General features: G+C 68.6%; 19 protein-coding genes. 13 read left to right on the top strand and 6 right to left on the bottom strand.

Features of this window, described 5'->3' with window-relative positions; all coding sequences use genetic code 11:
- The first annotated feature begins 103 nt into the window (after window positions 1-103).
- The gene (locus tag AC06FP_RS09980) at window positions 104-1468 is read left to right on the top strand and encodes a glutamate--cysteine ligase (protein ID WP_478075371.1); all 1365 of its coding nucleotides are present in this window, start codon (window positions 104-106) and stop codon (window positions 1466-1468) included.
- Between the two features lie 52 nt (window positions 1469-1520).
- Window positions 1521-2156 (top strand): glutathione S-transferase family protein, encoded by a 636-nt coding sequence (locus tag AC06FP_RS09975; RefSeq protein WP_478075370.1) that lies wholly within the window; start codon window positions 1521-1523, stop codon window positions 2154-2156.
- Window positions 2157-2246: 90 nt separating this feature from the next.
- Here AC06FP_RS09975 and AC06FP_RS09970 read toward each other — a convergent pair whose 3' ends face one another.
- From AC06FP_RS09970 to AC06FP_RS09945, 6 genes are all read right to left on the bottom strand, one after another.
- Window positions 2247-2498 (bottom strand): hypothetical protein, encoded by a 252-nt coding sequence (locus AC06FP_RS09970; protein WP_456118189.1) that lies wholly within the window; start codon window positions 2496-2498, stop codon window positions 2247-2249.
- A 175-nt stretch (window positions 2499-2673) separates the two neighbouring features.
- On the bottom strand, window positions 2674-4050 hold the full coding sequence (locus AC06FP_RS09965; protein WP_478075369.1) for an aldehyde dehydrogenase family protein: 1377 nt from the start codon (window positions 4048-4050) through the stop codon (window positions 2674-2676).
- Window positions 4051-4138: 88 nt separating this feature from the next.
- The gene (locus AC06FP_RS09960; protein ID WP_456118191.1) at window positions 4139-4912 is read right to left on the bottom strand and encodes an SDR family oxidoreductase; all 774 of its coding nucleotides are present in this window, start codon (window positions 4910-4912) and stop codon (window positions 4139-4141) included.
- Window positions 4913-5182: 270 nt separating this feature from the next.
- Window positions 5183-7996, bottom strand: coding sequence for a TonB-dependent receptor domain-containing protein (locus AC06FP_RS09955; protein WP_478075368.1), 2814 nt, complete (start codon window positions 7994-7996; stop codon window positions 5183-5185).
- Between the two features lie 76 nt (window positions 7997-8072).
- Window positions 8073-9068 carry a FecR family protein gene (locus AC06FP_RS09950; protein ID WP_456118193.1) on the bottom strand — a complete coding sequence of 332 codons (996 nt, stop codon included), beginning with the start codon at window positions 9066-9068 and terminating at the stop codon, window positions 8073-8075.
- Window positions 9065-9625, bottom strand: coding sequence for an RNA polymerase sigma factor (locus AC06FP_RS09945; RefSeq protein ID WP_456118194.1), 561 nt, complete (start codon window positions 9623-9625; stop codon window positions 9065-9067). The genes AC06FP_RS09950 and AC06FP_RS09945 overlap by 4 nt, the downstream gene beginning before the upstream one ends.
- 265 nt (window positions 9626-9890) lie before the next feature.
- Here AC06FP_RS09945 and AC06FP_RS09940 point away from each other — a divergent pair, with 265 nt between their 5' ends.
- The 11 genes from AC06FP_RS09940 (at window position 9891) to AC06FP_RS09890 (ending at window position 18031) form a co-directional block, all read left to right on the top strand.
- Entirely contained in the window at window positions 9891-10115 is a 225-nt protein-coding gene (locus AC06FP_RS09940; protein ID WP_456118195.1) for a helix-turn-helix transcriptional regulator, read from the top strand.
- A gap of 4 nt (window positions 10116-10119) precedes the next feature.
- Window positions 10120-10395 (top strand): helix-turn-helix transcriptional regulator, encoded by a 276-nt coding sequence (locus AC06FP_RS09935; RefSeq protein WP_478075367.1) that lies wholly within the window; start codon window positions 10120-10122, stop codon window positions 10393-10395.
- Between the two features lie 40 nt (window positions 10396-10435).
- On the top strand, window positions 10436-10666 hold the full coding sequence (locus AC06FP_RS09930) for a hypothetical protein (RefSeq protein WP_456118197.1): 231 nt from the start codon (window positions 10436-10438) through the stop codon (window positions 10664-10666).
- 262 nt (window positions 10667-10928) lie between these two features.
- Window positions 10929-11099 carry a hypothetical protein gene (locus AC06FP_RS09925; RefSeq protein WP_478075366.1) on the top strand — a complete coding sequence of 57 codons (171 nt, stop codon included), beginning with the start codon at window positions 10929-10931 and terminating at the stop codon, window positions 11097-11099.
- Window positions 11100-11169: 70 nt separating this feature from the next.
- Window positions 11170-11820, top strand: coding sequence for a hypothetical protein (locus tag AC06FP_RS09920; protein WP_478075365.1), 651 nt, complete (start codon window positions 11170-11172; stop codon window positions 11818-11820).
- A gap of 3 nt (window positions 11821-11823) precedes the next feature.
- On the top strand, window positions 11824-12834 hold the full coding sequence (locus AC06FP_RS09915) for an LpxL/LpxP family acyltransferase (RefSeq protein WP_478075364.1): 1011 nt from the start codon (window positions 11824-11826) through the stop codon (window positions 12832-12834).
- 6 nt (window positions 12835-12840) lie between these two features.
- Window positions 12841-13893 carry a TraB/GumN family protein gene (locus tag AC06FP_RS09910; RefSeq protein ID WP_478075363.1) on the top strand — a complete coding sequence of 351 codons (1053 nt, stop codon included), beginning with the start codon at window positions 12841-12843 and terminating at the stop codon, window positions 13891-13893.
- Between the two features lie 149 nt (window positions 13894-14042).
- Entirely contained in the window at window positions 14043-14318 is a 276-nt protein-coding gene (gene frmR, locus AC06FP_RS09905) for a formaldehyde-responsive transcriptional repressor FrmR (protein WP_055772201.1), read from the top strand.
- A 153-nt stretch (window positions 14319-14471) separates the two neighbouring features.
- Window positions 14472-15581 (top strand): S-(hydroxymethyl)glutathione dehydrogenase/class III alcohol dehydrogenase, encoded by a 1110-nt coding sequence (locus AC06FP_RS09900; protein ID WP_456118198.1) that lies wholly within the window; start codon window positions 14472-14474, stop codon window positions 15579-15581.
- A gap of 61 nt (window positions 15582-15642) precedes the next feature.
- On the top strand, window positions 15643-16473 hold the full coding sequence (gene fghA, locus AC06FP_RS09895; RefSeq protein ID WP_478075362.1) for an S-formylglutathione hydrolase: 831 nt from the start codon (window positions 15643-15645) through the stop codon (window positions 16471-16473).
- Window positions 16474-16576: 103 nt separating this feature from the next.
- Window positions 16577-18031, top strand: a complete 1455-nt coding sequence (locus AC06FP_RS09890) for a GGDEF domain-containing protein (protein ID WP_478075361.1) — start codon at window positions 16577-16579, stop codon at window positions 18029-18031.
- Window positions 18032-18046: the final 15 nt, after the last annotated feature.

Genomic DNA, 18046 nt, shown 5'->3' with positions numbered 1-18046 from the left:
TGGACGGGCGCAGGGACCCGCGCGAGGGACTGCGGGCCGGTTCTTGTGATGCCGGGGGCAGGCCCCCATTTCCCCGCCCAGCCAGAACACTGCGAGCCAGCCCTTGTCGAGCCCCAGCCACGTTGCCGATACGCCCATCACCGACCGCTCGCAGCTGGTGGAGGTGCTCGCCTCCGGCGAGAAGCCCCGCGCGCAGTGGCGCATCGGCACCGAGCACGAGAAATTCGGGTTCCGCCTGGACGACCTGCGCCCGCCGGCGTTCGAGGGCGAGCGCGGCATCCAGGCGCTGCTGACCGGGCTGACCCGCTTCGGCTGGGAGCCGGTCCAGGAGAACGGCAACACCATTGCCCTGCTGCGCGATGGCGCCTCGGTGACGCTGGAGCCGGCGGGGCAGCTGGAGCTGTCCGGCGCCGCGCTGGAAAGCATCCACCAGACCTGCGTGGAAACCGGCACCCACCTCAACGAAGTGGCGCAGGTGGCCGGCGAACTGCAGCTGGGCTTCCTCGGCATGGGTTTCCAGCCGAAGTGGACGCGCGCGGACATGCCGTGGATGCCCAAGGGCCGCTACCGCATCATGCGCGACTACATGCCCAAGGTCGGTTCGCTCGGCCTGGACATGATGACCCGCACCAGCACGGTCCAGGTCAACCTGGACTACGCCTCCGAGGCGGACATGGTGAAGAAGTTCCGCGTGTCGCTGGCGCTGCAGCCGATCGCCACCGCGCTGTTCGCCGATTCGCCGTTCACCGAGGGCAGGCCGAACGGCTACCTGAGTTACCGCTCGCACATCTGGACCGACACCGATGCCGACCGCACCGGCATGCTCGACTTCGTGTTCGAGGACGGCTTCGGCTACGAGCGCTACGTCGACTACCTGCTCGACGTGCCGATGTATTTCTCCTACCGCGATGGCATCTACCACGACGCCAGCGGCAAATCGTTCCGCCGCTTCCTCAGGGGCGAGCTGGACGTGCTGCCGGGCGCGCTGCCGACCCTGCGCGACTGGTCCGATCACATGACCACCGCCTTCCCCGAAGTGCGGCTGAAGAAGTACCTGGAAATGCGCGGCGCCGACAGCGGCCCGTGGAGCCGCATCTGCGCGCTGCCGGCGTTCTGGGTGGGCCTGCTGTACGACGACGCGGCGCTGGATGCGGCCTGGGACCTGGTCAGGGATTTCAGCCTGGCCGAGCGCCACGCGCTGCGCGACGGCGTGCCGAAGCACGCGCTGAACCTGCCGTTCCGCGGCGGCAGCGTGCGTGACCTGGCGCGGCGCGCGCTGGAAATCTCGCGCGAGGGCCTGCGCCGCCGCGCCGCGCTCAACGGCGATGGCCAGGACGAGACCCGCTTCCTCGACGTACTGCAGGAGATCGTCGATTCCGGCAGGACCGCGGCCGAGCGCAAGCTGAAGCTGTTCCATGGCGCATGGAACGGCAGCGTCGACCCGGTGTTCCGCGAGTTCGCCTACTGATCTGGCGCCGGCCGCGTTGCTAGACTGCCGGCTCCCTTCATGGAGCAGGCGCATGGGCAGCACGGCGGATGAAATCGTCTTCTACACCCACCCGCAGTCGCGCGGCCGCATCGTGCGCTGGATGCTGGAGGAAACCGGCCAGCCGTACCGCACCGAGGTGCTGGGCTACGGCGAGGGCATGAAGTCGCCGGCGTACCTGGCGATCAACCCGATGGGCAAGGTGCCGGCGATCGTGCATCGCGGCGTTGCGGTCACCGAGGCCGCGGCCATCTGCAGCTACCTGGCCGATGCGTTCCCGCAGGCCGGGCTGGCGCCGGCGCAGGACGACCCGCTGCGCGGTTCCTATTTCCGCTGGCTGTTCTTCGCCGCCGGCCCGGTCGAGGCCGCGGTGAGCGCCAAGGCGCTGGGCCTTCTGGCGCCGCCGGAAAAGGCCGGCATGGTGGGCTACGGCAGCTTCGACCAGGTGGTCGACACGCTGGAGAAGGCCGTTTCCGGCGCCGCGCCATGGCTGCTCGGCGAGCGTTTCAGCGCCGCCGACGTCTACGTGGGCAGCCAGGTGATGTGGGGCATGATGTTCAAGACCCTGCCCGAGCGCCCGGCCTTCGCCGAGTACGGCGCACGCCTGCGTGCCCGCGCGGCGTGGCAGCGGGCCGCCGCCCTGGACGAAGCGCTGGCCGCGCGCGCCTGAAGCCCGCCGGTGCCGGGCATCGCCGGGAAAGCCGGCGATGTTCCGGCCCGGTTCCTGTACGCCGGCGTCACCGCCACCGCACGCACGGGCCTACCTGAGCGGGTGCTTCCAGGCCAGCCATGCGGCCAGGGCAACCGGTATCGCGTAGATCAGCAGCTGGATCGGCAGCTCCTCGCGCAGGCTGTAGCCGTGCGACAGCCCGGTGCGCAGGTTCCAGCCGACGACAGCCAGCCACGCCAGGGCGAAGAGCGCTGCGGCCATGACGCGTCGCGACGGCGAGCCGAGCCACGAGGCCAGTGCGGCCAGCAGCAGGCCGGCCAGGATCAGCAGGGCGGTACGCATGTTTTCCTCCATTGGATCGGGCGGACCGGACGGGGCATTCCGTGCCTGGAAGGCCACGTGTTTCCGCTGTATGCAGCGTTGAAGAACCGATGCCCACCGCCGCCGCAACGGGGCGGTGGGCGATGGCGCGGGGCCGGGACAGGGGATGATGCCCGCGCGACGGGATCGATGGCCTTCATGAGAACAGGCCCAGGGTGCCGGCGATGTCCTTGCCGGCATAGGGCGGAAACACATCCAGCACCACGTCGGGGTTGCCGATCAGCACGGCCTTGGTATTGCTCAGGGTGTCGAACCCGGCCTTGCCGTAGTACTTGCCCATCCCGGAACAACCCACGCCGCCAAACGGAAGGCTGTCGATCCAGCAGTGCAGGTTGGCCTGGTTCACGCAGCCGCCGCCGAACGAAACGCTTCCCAGGACGTAATCGACGGCCGCCTTGTCCGTGCTGAAGACATAGGCCGCCAGCGGCCTGGGCCTGCGCTTGATGATGCGCACCAGCTCGCGCAGGTCGTCGAAGGGGAGAACCGGCAGGACCGGGCCGAAGATCTCCTGCTGCATGGCGGGGTCGTCCCATGCGGAGGGGTACAGCACGGTGGGTTCGACATAGCGGCCCGGCACGTCGTAGCGACCGCCGTGCACCACCTTCTCCGGCACGATGTAGGAAGCCACCCGTTCGGTATCGTGCTCGCTGATCATGCGCGCGAAATCCGGGCTCCGGGCGGGGTCCTCTCCGTACATCGCGGTCAGCGAGCGTTTCAGCCGCGCGATGAACTCGTCGGCGATCGAACGGTGCACGCAGACATAGCCCGGGGCGACGCACCATTGGCCAGCGATGGCGTTGTGTCCCCATGCGATGCGGTCCACCGCGGTGTCCAGGTTGGCGGTGGCGTCGACGATGGCCGGGTTCTGCCCGCCCAGCTCCAGCACGACCGGCGTCAGGTTCTCCGCCGCCGCGCGCATCACCACCTTGCCCACCGCCGAGCTGCCGGTGAAGAAGATGAAGTCGAACGGCAACGCCAGCAGCGCCGCGATTTCCTGGCGGCCGCCGGTGACCACCGCCACGTCTTCCGGCGCGAAATGGCGCGAAATGCACTGCTGCAGCAAGGCCGCCGTCGCCGGCGTGGTATTGGCCGGCTTCAGGATGACCGTGTTCCCGGCCGCCAGGGCTGCGATCGCCGGATCCAGCAACAGCAGGATGGGAGCGTTGAAGGGGCCGATGACCAGGGTCACGCCATACGGCTCCTTGTAGACGATGCCGCGGTTGCCCCCGGCTTCCAGCCCCTGCGGTATCGCCACCGGCTGCGGCGCCATCAGCTGTCGCAGGTTGTCGCGGTAATAGCGGATCACGCCCAGTGGCACCGTGATCTCGAACAACTGCTCGAACGGCGGCTTGCCGAAGTCCGCGTGCAGGGCCGCGCAGAGCTCTTCCTGGTGCTCGCGCAGCATCTTCTCCATGCGCTCCAGCTGCTCGATGCGCCATTCGTAGGACTTGGTGGCGTCGGTATCGAAGCGCGCCTTCTGCCTGTCGAAAATTTCCTGGAACCGATGGGTCATGGTGGTTGTGTCCCGACGGAGTGGACTTCGGCGGCCTTCCCCGGAGCGGCGCGCGGCGGCGTGCGTTCCACGCCGCCGCGTCCGTGCATCAGCGGGTGGTGTACCCGCCATTGGCGAAAATCGTCTGCCCCGTGATCCACCAGCCATCGGTGACCAGGAACCGGACGATCGGCGAGATGTCCTGGATGTCGGTCAATCCGGTTTTGCTGAAGTTGCTCAGCGCGGCCGCGGACTTGTGGTAGGCCACCGCGTCCGGCTGCTCCTGGCCGTAGAAGAACGGCGTGTCCATCGGGCCGGGGCCGATGGCATTGACGGAGATGCCGCGCTCGCCGAATTCCTTGGAGGCCGCGCGCGTGTAGTGCTCCACGGCCGCCTTGCTGCCCGGATAGATCGCATAGAACGGGGTGTAGGCGGCCAGCAGCGAACTGACGATCGTCACGATCTTGCCGCCGTCGGCGAGGGTGCGGCCGGCCTGCTGGATGAAGAAGAACGCGGCCTTGGCATTGGCGTCGAAGCTCCGGTCGTAGTCGGCCTCGGTGATGTCGGCGATCGGTTTCTTGATCACCACGCCGGCGGTGTTGATCGCGATGTCGACCTGGCCGAAATGGCGTACGGCCTCGTCGAACAGCTTCACGTTGTTGTCGACCACCGCCAGGTTGCCCTGGAACAGCATGACCTCCGCGCCCTTGGCCTTCAGCGCCGAAGCGGTGTTCTCGGCGTCGGCCCTGGAGGCGTCGCTGTTGTAGTGGATGGCGATGCCGCGGGCTCCCGCGTCGACGAACTGGTGGGCCACCAGCGCCCCCAGGTTCTTGCCGCCGCCGGCGATCACCGCGACTTTGTTCTTCAGGGAATGGTCGGTCATGTGGGTTTCCTTGGCAGGGGAATGAAGGGGGCCGCCGACCAGCGTGCGGGAGGGTGTCCGGCAGGCTGCCTCCTCTGCCGATCCTAATCACCGGCAATAAAAAATAGTGATGCGCATCACGTTTGTGACGGATAATCACCTGGCCCCGTCCGAGTGGAGAGCCGTCCCGCCTGGAGAGCCCCATTCATGCCTGTCGACAGACCGCAGCGCGAGGCCGCACCCGGCGGCACCGGCGGAAGGCGGCGCGAGGCCATCCGCGTTGCCGGGCCGTCAGAACCGGTACGAGGTCGTCAGGGTGAAGTAACGGCCGTAGGCGTCGTCGACGGCGGCGTTGTAGCCGCCGTCCGTGCCGGCGCGGTAATCCCTGGGGCTTCTGTCCAGCAGGTTGCTGACGGCCAGCGAATACGACCACCCGCCCGGCCCGGAGTAGCTGGCATCGAGGCCCAGCAGGGTCATCGGCGGATTCGTGCATTTTCCGGCCGCGCGGTTGTCCGCCGGGCATGTCCTGCCCGCGCGGTAGGCATGCGCGGGGCCGAGGTGGCGGACGTTCAGTGCCGCGGCCCAGCGTTCGCCCTGCCACCGGACGTTGCCCAGCACGGTCAGGCGGGGAACCTCGTGGCCGGCCATTTCGACGGGCCGGGGCTCGACGATGCTGGAGGTGGTGAATCGATCGAGGTGGTGGGCGGCCAGGTCGAAACCGAAGTCGCCGAACCTGGCGCTCCTGGCGAAATAGCGCGACCTGAACTCCCAGCCCCGCGCTTCCGACCGGCCGATGTTCGCCAGCAGGGTGTTCGCGCGGTAGAGCACGCCATCGGCGTCGCGCACCAGGCCTTCCGGAAACAGCGAAGGATGGCGCGAGGCATCGGCAATGCCGAATTCATCGGTACGCAGGATGCGGTAGCCGTCCAGGCTGGCGCTGAACGCATGCGTCGGCGTCCAGGACAGGCCGGCGGTCAGGTTGCGCGAATGCTCGGCGCGCAGATGGGGATTGTCGCCGCTGCCGTATTCCACCTCGCAATAGTCCGGGTCGACGTGGATGCAGGGGCCCAGCTCGGGAGTGGCCTCCATGTACACCACGTCGTTGATCTCCCGGTAGGGCGCGCGCAGGTCGCTCAGGCTGGGCGGCCGATAGCCTTCGCCGACGCTGGCGCGAACCATGAGCGAAGGAATGGGCGCCCATTTCAGGCCGAGCCTGGGCGCGACATTGGCCCGGAACCCGGCGTGCTGGTCCAGCCGGACGGCCAGATCGGCCTGCAACGAGCGGTACAGCGGCAGCGCGAGCTCGGCGAAGACCGCCGAATCGCGGCTGCGCAGGTCGTAGGGGCTGGCACTGGTCGTGCCGAGCGTCAGGCCGCCGTCGACCTGCAGGGGATCCGGCGCATTCCGTCGCCGGGCATGGCGGACGGAGGCGCCGATCTCGAACTGCGCGGGCACGCCGTAGGCCTCGAACAACGGGCGGTCGGCCGTGACCTCCAGCGTGCCGACCTGGGACTGGCCCCGGGGATGCACCGATCCCTGCATCGCCCGCACGACGGCCGAATTGTCCGAACCGTCCGCGCGCATGTCGTCCACGTACTCGGCGACCTTCGCCGAAAGGAACACATTGTCGATGGTGCTGTGGACCCGGCTCTCGCTGTAGGACAGGCCGGTGTTCCAGTGCCAGCCGCGGGCGCTGCCTTCGACGCCGAGCGAGACGTCGCTGGTGGCGGCGTCGGTCAGGCTGCGCGGCGGGTCCACTTCCTGGAAGACGTAGTACAGGCTGGTGGCGGGAGGTCCCGGGTAGTCCGGGTGGGACGGCGGTATGGGGAGAACGCCGATGATGGGGGGGAACTGCAGTTCCTGCCGGCTCCGGGTGTGCAGGCCGGAAGCGTGCAGCGACAGCGCGTCGCCCAAGGGCTGTTCCCACCTGGCATACAGGGATTTGTCGGGCCGCCCCGGCTGCAGCGTGCGGAACTTCGCCGAGTCGAAGCGGCAGTAGGGAGATGCCGGATCGCCGCCGGCCGCCCGGCACTGCGGGAGCGGCAGCACGAGCGCATCGTTCTCGTCCCAGAAACCGATGTGCGGGCGGTCGTCCTGCAGGCCGAACCGGGAGCGGTCATTGGTGTGCCAGGCGCGACGGTCGCCGCCCAGCTCGTCCTGTGAAGCGAGGTTGGCCCCGAGCAGCAGGCTCCCGCCTGCGCGCGTGCGCGTGCCAAGCAGGGCCGACGCCTCGCGGTACAGGGCGTCGCCCCGCTGCGAAACGCCAAGGCGGGACGATGCCACGCGGTCTTCGGGGTCCTTCTTCAGGATGATGTTGACCGTGCCGGCCATCGCATCCGCCCCGTAGATCGCGGACGCGCCCGCGCGCAGGATCTCGATGCGCTCGATGAAGGCCAGTGGAATCCTGCCCAGGTCGACGATGCCGCCGAGGTCGCTGGAAGCGAGCCCGAACGATGCGATGCGCCTGCCGTCCAGCAGGTACAGCGTGCCCCGCGGCCCGAGGCCGTACAGGCTGCCGCTGGACGCGACCACCGTCGGGTAGTAGCGGCCTTCGCCGGCCACCGCCACGGGATGGTGGCGGGCGAACCCGGGCAGCTCGCCCAGCAGCTCGTAGAGCGAGCGCTGCCCGCTGCGCTCGATGTCCTGCGCGGTAATCACGGTCACGGGGAAGGACAGTTCCAGCGACGTGCGCGGAATGCGCGTGCCGGTCACCTCGACCGAAGCAAGCTCGGCGACGCTGGCCGGGGCGGGCTGCTGTTGCCTGACGGGAGCAGCTGCGCTGTTCGCCCGCTTCCCCGTGCTTTGCAGGAGGTAGGTGTTGGGGTTCACGCTGATGGCGGTGAGGCCATGCTCCGAGAGCAACCGGGAAAGCGCGTCGGGCAGGGAGCGGGCGCCCTTCAGCCCCTGGCTGTGCCTGTTCCTGACCAGCGCGGGGGAATAGAGCAACTGGACCCGCGACTGCGCGGCCAGCGCCTGCAGCACGTCGTCGAGCGGGCCGGGCGGAATCTCATGGGACGGCGGCCGCGGGTCCGCGGCGTAGGCGATGGCATCCGGCAGGGGAGCCACCAGGCACAGCATGGCAAGCAGCAACGTAAAGCGCTTCATCGTCGGCCTGGGGGACCCGTCGGAGAGGAGACTGGCTGCGGACCCGGTCGGCGCGACCCGGTCCGCTTCATGGCGGCTATCTGGCCGGCGCGGACAGTTCGATCCTGTTCCGCCCCGCAGGATGCGCTTCTATGTCCCAGCCCCGGCGCAACGCGGCGAGCAGGCCGGCCTGGTCGTTCGCATCGAAAGCGCCGCTGACGCGGATGTCCTCCAGTTCCGGCTGTGAAAGAACCAGTTTGTCCTGCGAATAACGGTTGAACTCGGCGACCAGGCTGGCGAGGCGCTCGTCCTTGAAGATCAGCCTCCCCTGGGTCCAGCCCTCGGCGGCGGCCGGGTCGATGTCGCTGGCCACCGACGGCGTGCCCTCCGCATCGTAGGACACCTGCTGCAATGGCCGCAGTTCCAGCCCGCGGCCGGACCAGTCGCCCGGCGTCTTCACCACGACGCGCCCTTCCAGCAGGGTGACCCGCGTGCGTCCGTCCTGCTGCTCCACCTGGAACACCGTGCCCAGCGCCCGCGTGCTGCCGTTGCGCGACGTCACCACGAAGGGGCGGCTGGCATCGTGCGCGACATCGGCCTGGAGGCGGCCGTCCAGCAGCTCTACATGGCGCTGCGAATCCCCGTAGACCACCTGCACCGCCGTGCCGGTATCCAGTACCAGGCCGGACCCGTCCGGCAGGGTCACCCGCCGCTGTTCCCCGATCCCGGTTGCGTACTGCAGGTACTGGGCCTGCTGCGAGCCGGGAAGCAGCCAGAGGCCGCCGGCCAGCGCGAGGACCAGCGCCGCCGCCCAGGCCAGGGCGGGACGCCAGCGGCGCCTGCGCGGGGCCAAGGGCGCGCGCGCCGCCGGGCGGTGCCTGGCGGTGCCGACCAGCGGGTCGGATGCGAGCAGGCCGGCCAGCTGGTGGGCGCGTTCCACTTCCGCATACGCGAGCGCGTTTTCGGGCGACTGCGCCAGCCAGTCCTCGAACGCCGCATGGTCGGACGCGCTGCAGTCGGGCGAGAGCAGGCGGGCCAACCAGTCTTCGGCCGAGGTGGGGAAGTGGCGGGGCGAAAGCCGGGTGACGTTCATGCGTCCTGCCCCTGGATGCCCGGGCAGCCCGGTTGCGCCGACAGCGCCCTCCTCAGCGAGGACAGGGCGTTGCCGATGTGCTTCTCGACCGCCTTGACGGAGATGCCGCAGCTCCTGGAAATCTCGGTGTAACTCATGCCGTCCATGCGATTGAGCAGATAGATTTCGCGGCAGCGCTCGGGCAGCCGGCCGATGGCGTCGCGCACCCGGGTGAGTTCCTCGCGGTTCACCGCCCATTGGTCGGGCTGTGGCGTCTCGTCCAGGATGTCGTGGACCTGGGGTTCGACGTCGGACAGGGAGGTCTGCTGCACGCTGCGCTGCCGCCGCCGGAAGTCGTGGAGCGCATTGAGCGCGATCCGGTACAGCAGCGGCTTCAGCGCGCCGACGGGCAGCTCGCGGTAGCGCGTCAGCCGGTAAAGGCTCTCCTGCGCGATGTCCTGGGCATCGTCGTGCGAGAGGCCCCGCCCGCGCAGGAAGTTCACCAGCATCGGGCACTGCTCGCCCAGAAACCGTTCGAAGGCCCGACTCCCGGGCCCGGCTTCCAGAGTGGCATTCATTCGTGTTCCTTGCCCGCAGACGGGCGGTTGCCCGTGTGATCGATCTTAACCAATCGCATCGAATCCCTACCACCAGGCACCGTGCGGCCCTCCCTCCCGGAATGCCGGAAACCGGAAGTCCGTGGTGGTGCGATGCGTCCGGCGGTGGCTGCCAGAGCCGGGCGGAAGATGAACGGACGTGACGGCGCGCACGCATCAAGGGGTAGGGGGGCACCGGCCGTTTTGAGTTTGTTCCTGTAGGACGGGCTGATCCGGGGCAGAGAAGATGGACGACATGGCCGCTCGCATACGCGAGGCGCGCCGGCGGGCGGCGCTGACGCAGCGTGAACTGGCGGACCGCATCGGGGTGACCCGCGGGGCGGTGACGAGTTGGGAGACAAGTGGGCGCCCCAAGCCCTGCACCGAGAACCTGGTCGCCATCGCGATCGAGACGGGGGTTTCGTTCGAGTGGATCGCGCTCGGGAGCGGAACCCTGGAGTTCCGGGCGTGAGCAGATGCGCGCCGACCCGTCCAGACCATTGAAAGAGATCGAAGCGGAGAGAAGAAGCGTGGAAATGGCGACTCGCATACGTGTCGCGCGCCTGCGGGCGGCGCTGACGCAACGCCAGCTGGCGGACCGGATCGGCGTCACCCGCAACGCGGTGGCAAACTGGGAGATCGAAAGCCGGCCGCGGCCGAATGTCGCCAATCTGTTCGCGATAGCGGTCGTGACGGGCGCTTCGGCCGAGTGGGTCGCGACCGGACGCGGCGACATCGCGGCCAGGCAGTGACCGACGGCGGCGTTCCATCCACTGGCCGGACCACGCAATCTTGAATATCGGAAACCTCGTTGGCCTCGTTGAATCGCTTGAGCGCGAGGCCCCATTGCTCTCCGACGAGCAGCGCCACCAGCGCCTGATGGACATCCTGGCCGCCACCGGCCGCCTGTATGGGCAAGGCGGTGCCCAGGATGAGGAGGCGATCGACGCCCTGGTGTTGCGGGCCTGCGATGCGGCCCGCTGCGCGCGGGCCGCCGAACCCAGCCGCATGCCCATGGACTAGCTGTGTAAACCCAGTGCGTTGTTCAATGGGATGCGTGGCCGCTCGAGTTGCTGCACGAGAGGCACTATGAGGTCGCTGAGGGCATCAGGCAGGTAATGGCCCAGTCCGTGCCCCGGTTCGGGCGGTTCTCCTGATGGCAGTTATCGCTCAAGGCGCCGTCATCCGCGTCACCTTCTCCGCAAAGTCCCCTGATGATGGGCCTAAGCTTGCTCGGCCAGGTAATTCCACCTGGCGAAACGCAAGCAATGACAAGGAGTAGGAAATGGAACTTTCCGCCGTCATGCAATCCGCGGCCCCGATGGCCTTCGATCTGGCCGGCGCCGCGTCGGCTGCCGCCGTCGACGAGGTGTTCCCCGTCCAGTCGGGCAAGCCCGGCATCCTGGGCATGTCCAGTGACTGCTGCGGGTCGAACAACTACCCCGAGAAGGACTGACTGAGCATTGCCCACGGGGATGATCCCGTGGGCAATGTCTGTTGCGGGCAATCGCTATCGGGGGAGAAGTATGACGCTGAGCGAGGAAAGCCTGGCCGGACTTCTCCTGCGGGACGTTTCCGGCAGCCCGGGGCGGATTGTGGTGCTGCCGACGGTGGCAGTGACCGTCGCGGTGGTGGGGCGCCTGATCGAGAGCGGAGTGGTACATGGATTGATAGGGTGTCGGTGGCATCCGGCCGAAAGGGAAGCCGAGTCGGAGCTGCTTTCGAGCATTCACTTCGGGCGGCTGCCGCCCGGCAGGCAGCTGGTGATCTTCACCGACCAGCTGGTCGATGCCGTGGCTGCCCCCGTGCTCCTGGAACGGGGTGGCAGACAGATATCCGTTTCCGGCCACGAGCACTTCATGAACGTGCGGTTGAACTATCCCGTGCATATCTGGGTGGACGATGGCTGGATGGAGTTCTCCGGCCTTGCCGATCCGGCAGAGCTGTACGGCGCGCTGCTGGATCACCTCGGCGCCTGCGAGCGTCTGGGATCAGGCTGGCTGGCGCGGGATCTCCAGTACGAGCGGTTTCCGGAGGGCCGCAGGCTGGTCCGGCGTCATCGGATCCAGGCGCTTCGGTCCAGCCTCATGCACAGCGCGGTACGGAACCCCAAGCGATGGGCGACTGGACTCGGCGAGAAGCTGGGCACGCTCGAACGACTCCACGGAAGGGGGTGACCGGTGTTGCTCGGTACCTTCCTCGCTCGAGCGGTGGCCAGGGCAGGCCAGCCGATCCGGTGGCTTGCCGCCCCGCATCCACGCCTGGAACGCCTGGTCGGGCTGGAGCTCAGTCCAGCGGATCGGGCGGCCTTGGCGCCTGCGTTGGAGGCGGACGGCACCCGCCTGGGACACTACTACGCCTGGTACCTGGAGAAGCTGCTGGTGGCCAGGCGCGTGCGGCGCGGATCGCGGGCGGAAATGCTCCGGTTCGTGCGTTCGTGCGACGCCACGAACCTGCAGGCCGTCGACCGGGCGATCTCTCATGGATCGGGGACGGTGCTGGCGTTGCCGCACTATGGCCACTACATCCTCTGCGCGGTGTCGCTGATCATGCACATCGGCAGCACGCGCGAGATCGGCATCTTCTACGGGGAGCCGTCCACGCATCGCGGAAACGAGGTCTTTGACCGGCTATACGAGGTGCTGTTCAAGGACCGCAACCCCAACGTGCACGTCTACCACAGCAACCGCCAGGGCATGGCCGGCGCGTTGCGGCTCCTGAAGGCCGGCGGCGTCCTGATCATGATGCCGGACGTTCATCAAAAACGAGACGAAACGTTCGCCATCCCGTTCCTTGGGCTCTCGCTGGACGTCATGCTGGGCACCGCCGCGCTGGCCAGGAAGACCGGCAGCGCGCTGGTTCCGATCCTGCCGTTGGGCAAAGGGCCCTTGAGGTTTCGCACTCGGGTGGGTCGTCCGGTGAACACCGAGGTGGCGGTTGTCGATGTCGGTGATGGCAACCAGCGCGATTGCCTCCTGGACTATGCAGCGACCTACACGATCTTCGATCGGTACCAGCGTTGGATGTGCGGCACCTGCATCCAGTGGCAGTATGTTCGCGAGCACTTCGCCCGGCGCGCGCCGTTCGTGGAACTGGCGCCCGAAGCGGTCGAACGTATATGGACCGATTTCCTCAACGACCCGCGTGTCCGCGGCCATGACGCGAAGGCCTTCCCCTTGGCATTGGAATGATTGCTCATGCAGTGGAGACTTCAGCGTTCCTGTTGCGCGCTCATCATACTGTTGGTGGCGGCCAGCCCGCTCGGCGCACAGGAGCCCGGCTTCGCGAAGGCCGCTGAGAAGGTCACCAACCTGGACACCGTGGTCATCTCGGCCGCCGACGCCGGTCCACACATCTGGGAATACCATCGCGGCGACCAGAAGGTGCTGGTTCTGGGAACCATTTACCCGGTGCCGGTCCACCTGGATTTCGTCCCGGCCACCATCCAGAAAAGCATCGACGCATCTTCCGTGGTCGTCGGCCCGCCCGGCGTGGTGGTCGGCGAGGGCATCGGCCTGTTCCGTGGCCTGACGCTGTGGTCGTCGGTGCGCAGGAGCAAGTACCTGCCCGAAGGGCGCACGCTGTCCGACGTTCTTCCGACCGAGGACTATCGACGCTGGACGGAGCTGAAGGCGCGCTACCTGTCGGGCAATCGCGACGTCGAGCGGATGCTGCCGATGTACGCGGCCTGGCAACTCTATGAGGCCGTGTTGGAGCACTCGGGCATCGAACGGAAAAAGGTGTCGGCGGTCGAGACCGTGATGAAGCTGGCCAAGGACAGGCGCATTCCTGTGGTCGATGCGAAATTCCACCTGGCCATCCGTGATCCCAAGCGCGCCGTCGCCGAGTTCGCGGTGGATGCCAAGGCCGACCAGCATTGCCTGCGGGCGACGATGGATGGCATCGAGTCGCTGCCCGGGCTTTCGCAGCAGCTCGCCAGGGATTGGAGCGACGGCAGCGTCGAGGGGATGAAGGCGACCCTGGATTCGGATACCTTGCCCGTGCCGTGCTGGAGCTGGCTGACCAATGAGGCCATCGCGCGGCAGCAGGGAGAGGATCTTGACCGGGCCGTGCGTGATTCCTGGATCAAGGCCGTCCAGGAGGCTGCCGGCTCCGACAAGACCGTGTTCACCACGGCGCCGGTCACTGACGTGGTGCGCGGGACCGGCCGGATCGCATGGCTGCTGAGCCAGGGCTTCACACAGGTCATGGAGGCGTCGCCGGCAGCGTCGATGAAGACACGCGACTGAGCCGCGCTTGCAGTGCGCTGCGCGCCTGGCGTTCTGGCGGCATACGCCGGCAGGGGCGGCCGTTCCCTGTTTAGATGCCGCCGCACTCGCGCTGGACGCGCGGCTGCGCCCGGATATACTGTCCCCCAGTACAGGATAGGGACGGGCGCATGCCGCATTCCCCCGAGGAAAAGAAGAAGGTGCTGGCGCGGGTGCGGCGCATCCGCGGCCAGTGCGATGCGCTGGAGCGCGCGCTGGAGGCCGGCGCCGACTGCGGGCCGGTGCTGCAGCAGATCGCGGCCATCCGCGGTGCCGTCAACGGGCTGATGTCCGAGGTGATGGAAGCGCACCTGCGCGAGGAGTTCGGCCAGCCGGCGCAGTCGGCCGCGCAGCGCGCCGCGCGCGTGGCCGAGATGTCCGGCCTGATCCGTTCCTACCTGAAGTAGGAGCGGCTTCAGCCGCGAAGGGCTTTCGTGTGGCTTTCCCCGGCCGCCGGCACGGGGCCGGATGGTAGGGCCGTCGCGACGGAAGCCGCTCCGCGAAAAACACCGATGCATGCGAATGCACGCACCAACGAACCACCGCTACAGGAGAAACCCATGAAATCACGTGCCGCCGTCGCCTTCGGTCCCGGCCAGCCGCTGCAGGTCGTCGAGATCGACGTCGCCCCGCCGAAGAAGGGCGAAGTGCTGGTGAAGATCACCCACACCGGCGTCTGCCACACCGACGCCTTCACCCTGTCCGGCGACGATCCGGAAGGCCTGTTCCCGTGCGTGCTCGGCCATGAGGGCGCCGGCATCGTGGTCGAGGTGGGCGAGGGCGTGACCTCGGTGAAGCCGGGCGACCACGTCATCCCGCTGTACACCGCCGAATGCGGGCAGTGCCTGTTCTGCAAGAGCGGCAAGACCAACCTGTGCACCGCGGTGCGCGCTACCCAGGGCAAGGGCGTGATGCCGGATGGCACCAGCCGTTTCTCCTACAACGGCGAGCCGATCTACCACTACATGGGCTGCTCGACCTTCTCCGAGTACACCGTGGTGGCCGAGGTCTCGCTGGCCAGGGTCAACCCGGACGCCAACCCGGAGCACGTCTGCCTGCTCGGTTGCGGCGTCACCACCGGCATCGGCGCCGTTCACAACACGGCCAAGGTGGCCGAAGGCGACAGCGTGGCGGTGTTCGGCCTGGGCGGCATCGGCCTGGCGGTGATCCAGGGCGCGCGCCAGGCCAAAGCCGGCCGCATCATCGCCATCGACACCAATCCGTCCAAGTTCGAGCTGGCCCGCCAGTTCGGCGCCACCGACTGCGTCAACCCGAAGGAGCACGACAAACCGATCCAGCAGGTGATCGTGGAGATGACCGGCTGGGGCGTGGACCACAGCTTCGAGTGCATCGGCAACGTCAACGTGATGCGCGCGGCGCTGGAATGCGCGCACCGTGGCTGGGGCCAGAGCGTGATCATCGGCGTGGCCGGCGCGGGGCAGGAAATCTCCACCCGTCCGTTCCAGCTGGTCACCGGCCGCCGCTGGATGGGCACCGCCTTCGGCGGGGTCAAGGGCCGCAGCCAGCTGCCGGGTATGGTCGAGGACGCAATGAAGGGCGACATCGAGCTGGCGCCGTTCGTCACCCACACGATGGAGCTGGAAAAGATCAACGACGCCTTCGACCTGATGCACGAAGGCAAGTCGATCCGCAGCGTCGTCCACTTCTGACGGCGGACGGGAGCGCGCCGGCGCGCGCTCCTGCCGTGCTGTCGCGAGACCGGAGAGAACCATGCAACGAATCGAACACCGCGCCTGCTTCGGCGGCTGGCAGGACGTCTACCGGCACCGCTCCGAAGCGCTGGGCTGCGACATGACGCTGGGCGTCTACCTGCCGCCGCAGGCCGAAAGCGGCGCCAGGCTGCCGGTGCTGTACTGGCTGTCCGGCCTGACCTGCACCGAGCAGAACTTCATCACCAAGGCCGGCGCGCAGCGTTATGCCGCCGAGCACGGCCTCATCCTGGTCGTGCCGGACACCAGCCCGCGCGGCGACGACGTGCCCGATGCCGAAGGCTACGACCTGGGCAAGGGCGCCGGGTTCTACGTCAATGCCACGCAGCAGCCCTGGGCACCGCATTACCGCATGTACGACTACGTCGTCGGCGAGTTGCCGGCGCTGGTCGAGGCGCATTTCCCGGCCAGCGACGCGCGCGCGATCAGCGGCCATTCGATGGGTGGGCACGGCGCGCTGGTGATCGCGTTGAAGAACCCGGGCCGCTACCGCAGCGTGTCGGCGTTCTCGCCGATCGTGGCGCCGTCGCTGGTGCCGTGGGGCGAGAAGGCGCTCGCCGCCTATCTCGGCCAGGACCCCGCGGCGTGGCGGCAGTACGACGCCACCGCGCTGGTGGCCGGTGCCGCCGAACGCCTGCCGCTGCTGGTCGAACAGGGCGGCGACGACGAGTTCCTCGACACCCAGCTGCGCCCGCAGCTGCTGCGCGATGCCTGCGCGGCCGCCGGCCATCCGCTGCAGCTGCGCATGCGCCCCGGCTACGACCACAGCTATTACTTCATCGCCAGCTTCATCGGCGAGCACATCGCCCACCACGCCCGCGCCCTGGCCTGAGCCGGCGCGGCGCGGGCAGTGTGGAAAAGCGCGCGCGCCGTCGCGCTTTCCACACCCGCCGCCTTGTTATCGTCGGGCCATCGGCGCTGACGACGGAGGGCGCATGCCGGTAGTGCTGGCGGTCCTGTTCGTGTTGTGCCATGGCCTGGCGCTGGCGCTGCTGCCGGCATCGGCCACCGTCCTGTCGTTCTGTTTCCTCATCGCCGCGCCGCTGCTGGCCGCTGCCGCCTGCCTGTGGCAGGGCCAGCAGCGGCAGGCGGCGCTTGGCTGGCAGGCCACCGCGCTGGCCATGCTGCTGTGGGCCGGCGGCATGGCCATGAACATGGTCGATGCCGTGCGCGGCGGCGATGCCACCGCGACCCCGCAGATCAGCCTGCTGCTCTACGTGGCCTACGGCGTGCCGCTGGTGTTCGTGCTGGCGCGCGCCCGCCGCGAGCGCTGGGCGATCAGCCTGATCGACGCCGCGCTGGCGGCCCTGCTGGGCGTGCTGTTCTTCCTGCACACGCGCCATCACGCCGATGCCGGCGACGCCGGCATGAACGGCCTGCGCCTGATGTTCGACATCCAGAACGCCTGCATCGCGGCGTTCGCGCTGCTGCGCTGGGCCAGCACCGACCTGCCGGACCGGCGCGCGTTCTTCCGCGTGCTGGCGATCTATGCGCTGGCCTACCTGGCGGTGGCCGGCTATATCAACCACGTCGCCGAATACAGCCCCTTCGGCCTGTACGCCGACCTGCCGATCGACCTGCCCTTCCTGCTGCTGGCGGTACTGGCGCTGCGCGCGCGCGACGCCGCACCCGCGGTCGAGCGGCCGCGCTTGCGGCATGCGGTGCAGGCCGGCGGGCCGATGATCCTGCCGCTGCTGCTGCTGGTGGTGGCCACCCTGGTGGTGGACCACGCGCGGCACTGGGCGCTGGCCGGCTTCGTGGCGGCGATCCTGGGCTTCGGCCTGCGCAGCATGCTGCTGCAGATCGGCCTGCTGGAACGGCAGGCGGCGCTGGACGCGCTGGCGCGGCTGGACGGCCTGACCGGGGTCGCCAACCGCCGCCAGTTCGACGCCGTGCTGCAGGCCGAATGGAACCGCGCCTGCCGGCAGGGCAATGCGCTGTCGCTGCTGCTGATCGACATCGACCACTTCAAGCGCTTCAACGATACCTACGGCCACCCGGCCGGGGACCGCTGCCTGCGCGAGGTGGCGGCGGCGCTGCGGGCCACCGCGGCGCGCGGCGGCGACCTGGTGGCCCGTTACGGCGGCGAGGAGTTCGCAGTGGTGGCGCCAGCCACCTGCCCGGAGAGCGCGCGCGAACTGGGCGAACGCCTGCGCGCGGCGGTACAGGCGATTCCGGCCGGCGTCCTGCCGCAGGCGGTGACCGTCAGCGTCGGCGTGGCCGGCACGCGGCCACCGCGGCTGCATCCGCCCGAAGCGCTGCTGGCCGGCGCGGACGCCGCGCTGTACGCGGCCAAGCGCGCCGGCCGCAACCGCGTGGAAATGTGGGCGGAAACCGAGCCCCGGCGCGATGGCGCGCTCCTTGCGCACGCGCTGCCCCGCGCGAAGTGAGGCCGTCGTTCGTGT

It is taken from the genome of Stenotrophomonas sp. Steno-Z2, assembly GCF_056393235.1.
This window is presented reverse-complemented; position numbering and strand designations above follow the sequence as displayed.

What these genes read in the sequence shown, in the direction of transcription:
- AC06FP_RS09975 (WP_478075370.1), top strand. Translation starts at nt 1,521, where the DNA reads ATGGGCAGCACGGCGGATGAAATCGTCTTCTACACCCACCCGCAGTCG.
- AC06FP_RS09970 (WP_456118189.1), bottom strand. Translation starts at nt 2,498, where the DNA reads ATGCGTACCGCCCTGCTGATCCTGGCCGGCCTGCTGCTGGCCGCACTG.
- AC06FP_RS09965 (WP_478075369.1), bottom strand. Translation starts at nt 4,050, where the DNA reads ATGACCCATCGGTTCCAGGAAATTTTCGACAGGCAGAAGGCGCGCTTC.
- AC06FP_RS09960 (WP_456118191.1), bottom strand. Translation starts at nt 4,912, where the DNA reads ATGACCGACCATTCCCTGAAGAACAAAGTCGCGGTGATCGCCGGCGGC.
- AC06FP_RS09955 (WP_478075368.1), bottom strand. Translation starts at nt 7,996, where the DNA reads ATGAAGCGCTTTACGTTGCTGCTTGCCATGCTGTGCCTGGTGGCTCCC.
- AC06FP_RS09950 (WP_456118193.1), bottom strand. Translation starts at nt 9,068, where the DNA reads ATGAACGTCACCCGGCTTTCGCCCCGCCACTTCCCCACCTCGGCCGAA.
- AC06FP_RS09945 (WP_456118194.1), bottom strand. Translation starts at nt 9,625, where the DNA reads ATGAATGCCACTCTGGAAGCCGGGCCCGGGAGTCGGGCCTTCGAACGG.
- AC06FP_RS09940 (WP_456118195.1), top strand. Translation starts at nt 9,891, where the DNA reads ATGGACGACATGGCCGCTCGCATACGCGAGGCGCGCCGGCGGGCGGCG.
- AC06FP_RS09935 (WP_478075367.1), top strand. Translation starts at nt 10,120, where the DNA reads ATGCGCGCCGACCCGTCCAGACCATTGAAAGAGATCGAAGCGGAGAGA.
- AC06FP_RS09925 (WP_478075366.1), top strand. Translation starts at nt 10,929, where the DNA reads ATGGAACTTTCCGCCGTCATGCAATCCGCGGCCCCGATGGCCTTCGAT.
- AC06FP_RS09920 (WP_478075365.1), top strand. Translation starts at nt 11,170, where the DNA reads ATGACGCTGAGCGAGGAAAGCCTGGCCGGACTTCTCCTGCGGGACGTT.
- AC06FP_RS09910 (WP_478075363.1), top strand. Translation starts at nt 12,841, where the DNA reads ATGCAGTGGAGACTTCAGCGTTCCTGTTGCGCGCTCATCATACTGTTG.
- frmR (WP_055772201.1), top strand. Translation starts at nt 14,043, where the DNA reads ATGCCGCATTCCCCCGAGGAAAAGAAGAAGGTGCTGGCGCGGGTGCGG.
- AC06FP_RS09900 (WP_456118198.1), top strand. Translation starts at nt 14,472, where the DNA reads ATGAAATCACGTGCCGCCGTCGCCTTCGGTCCCGGCCAGCCGCTGCAG.
- fghA (WP_478075362.1), top strand. Translation starts at nt 15,643, where the DNA reads ATGCAACGAATCGAACACCGCGCCTGCTTCGGCGGCTGGCAGGACGTC.
- AC06FP_RS09890 (WP_478075361.1), top strand. Translation starts at nt 16,577, where the DNA reads ATGCCGGTAGTGCTGGCGGTCCTGTTCGTGTTGTGCCATGGCCTGGCG.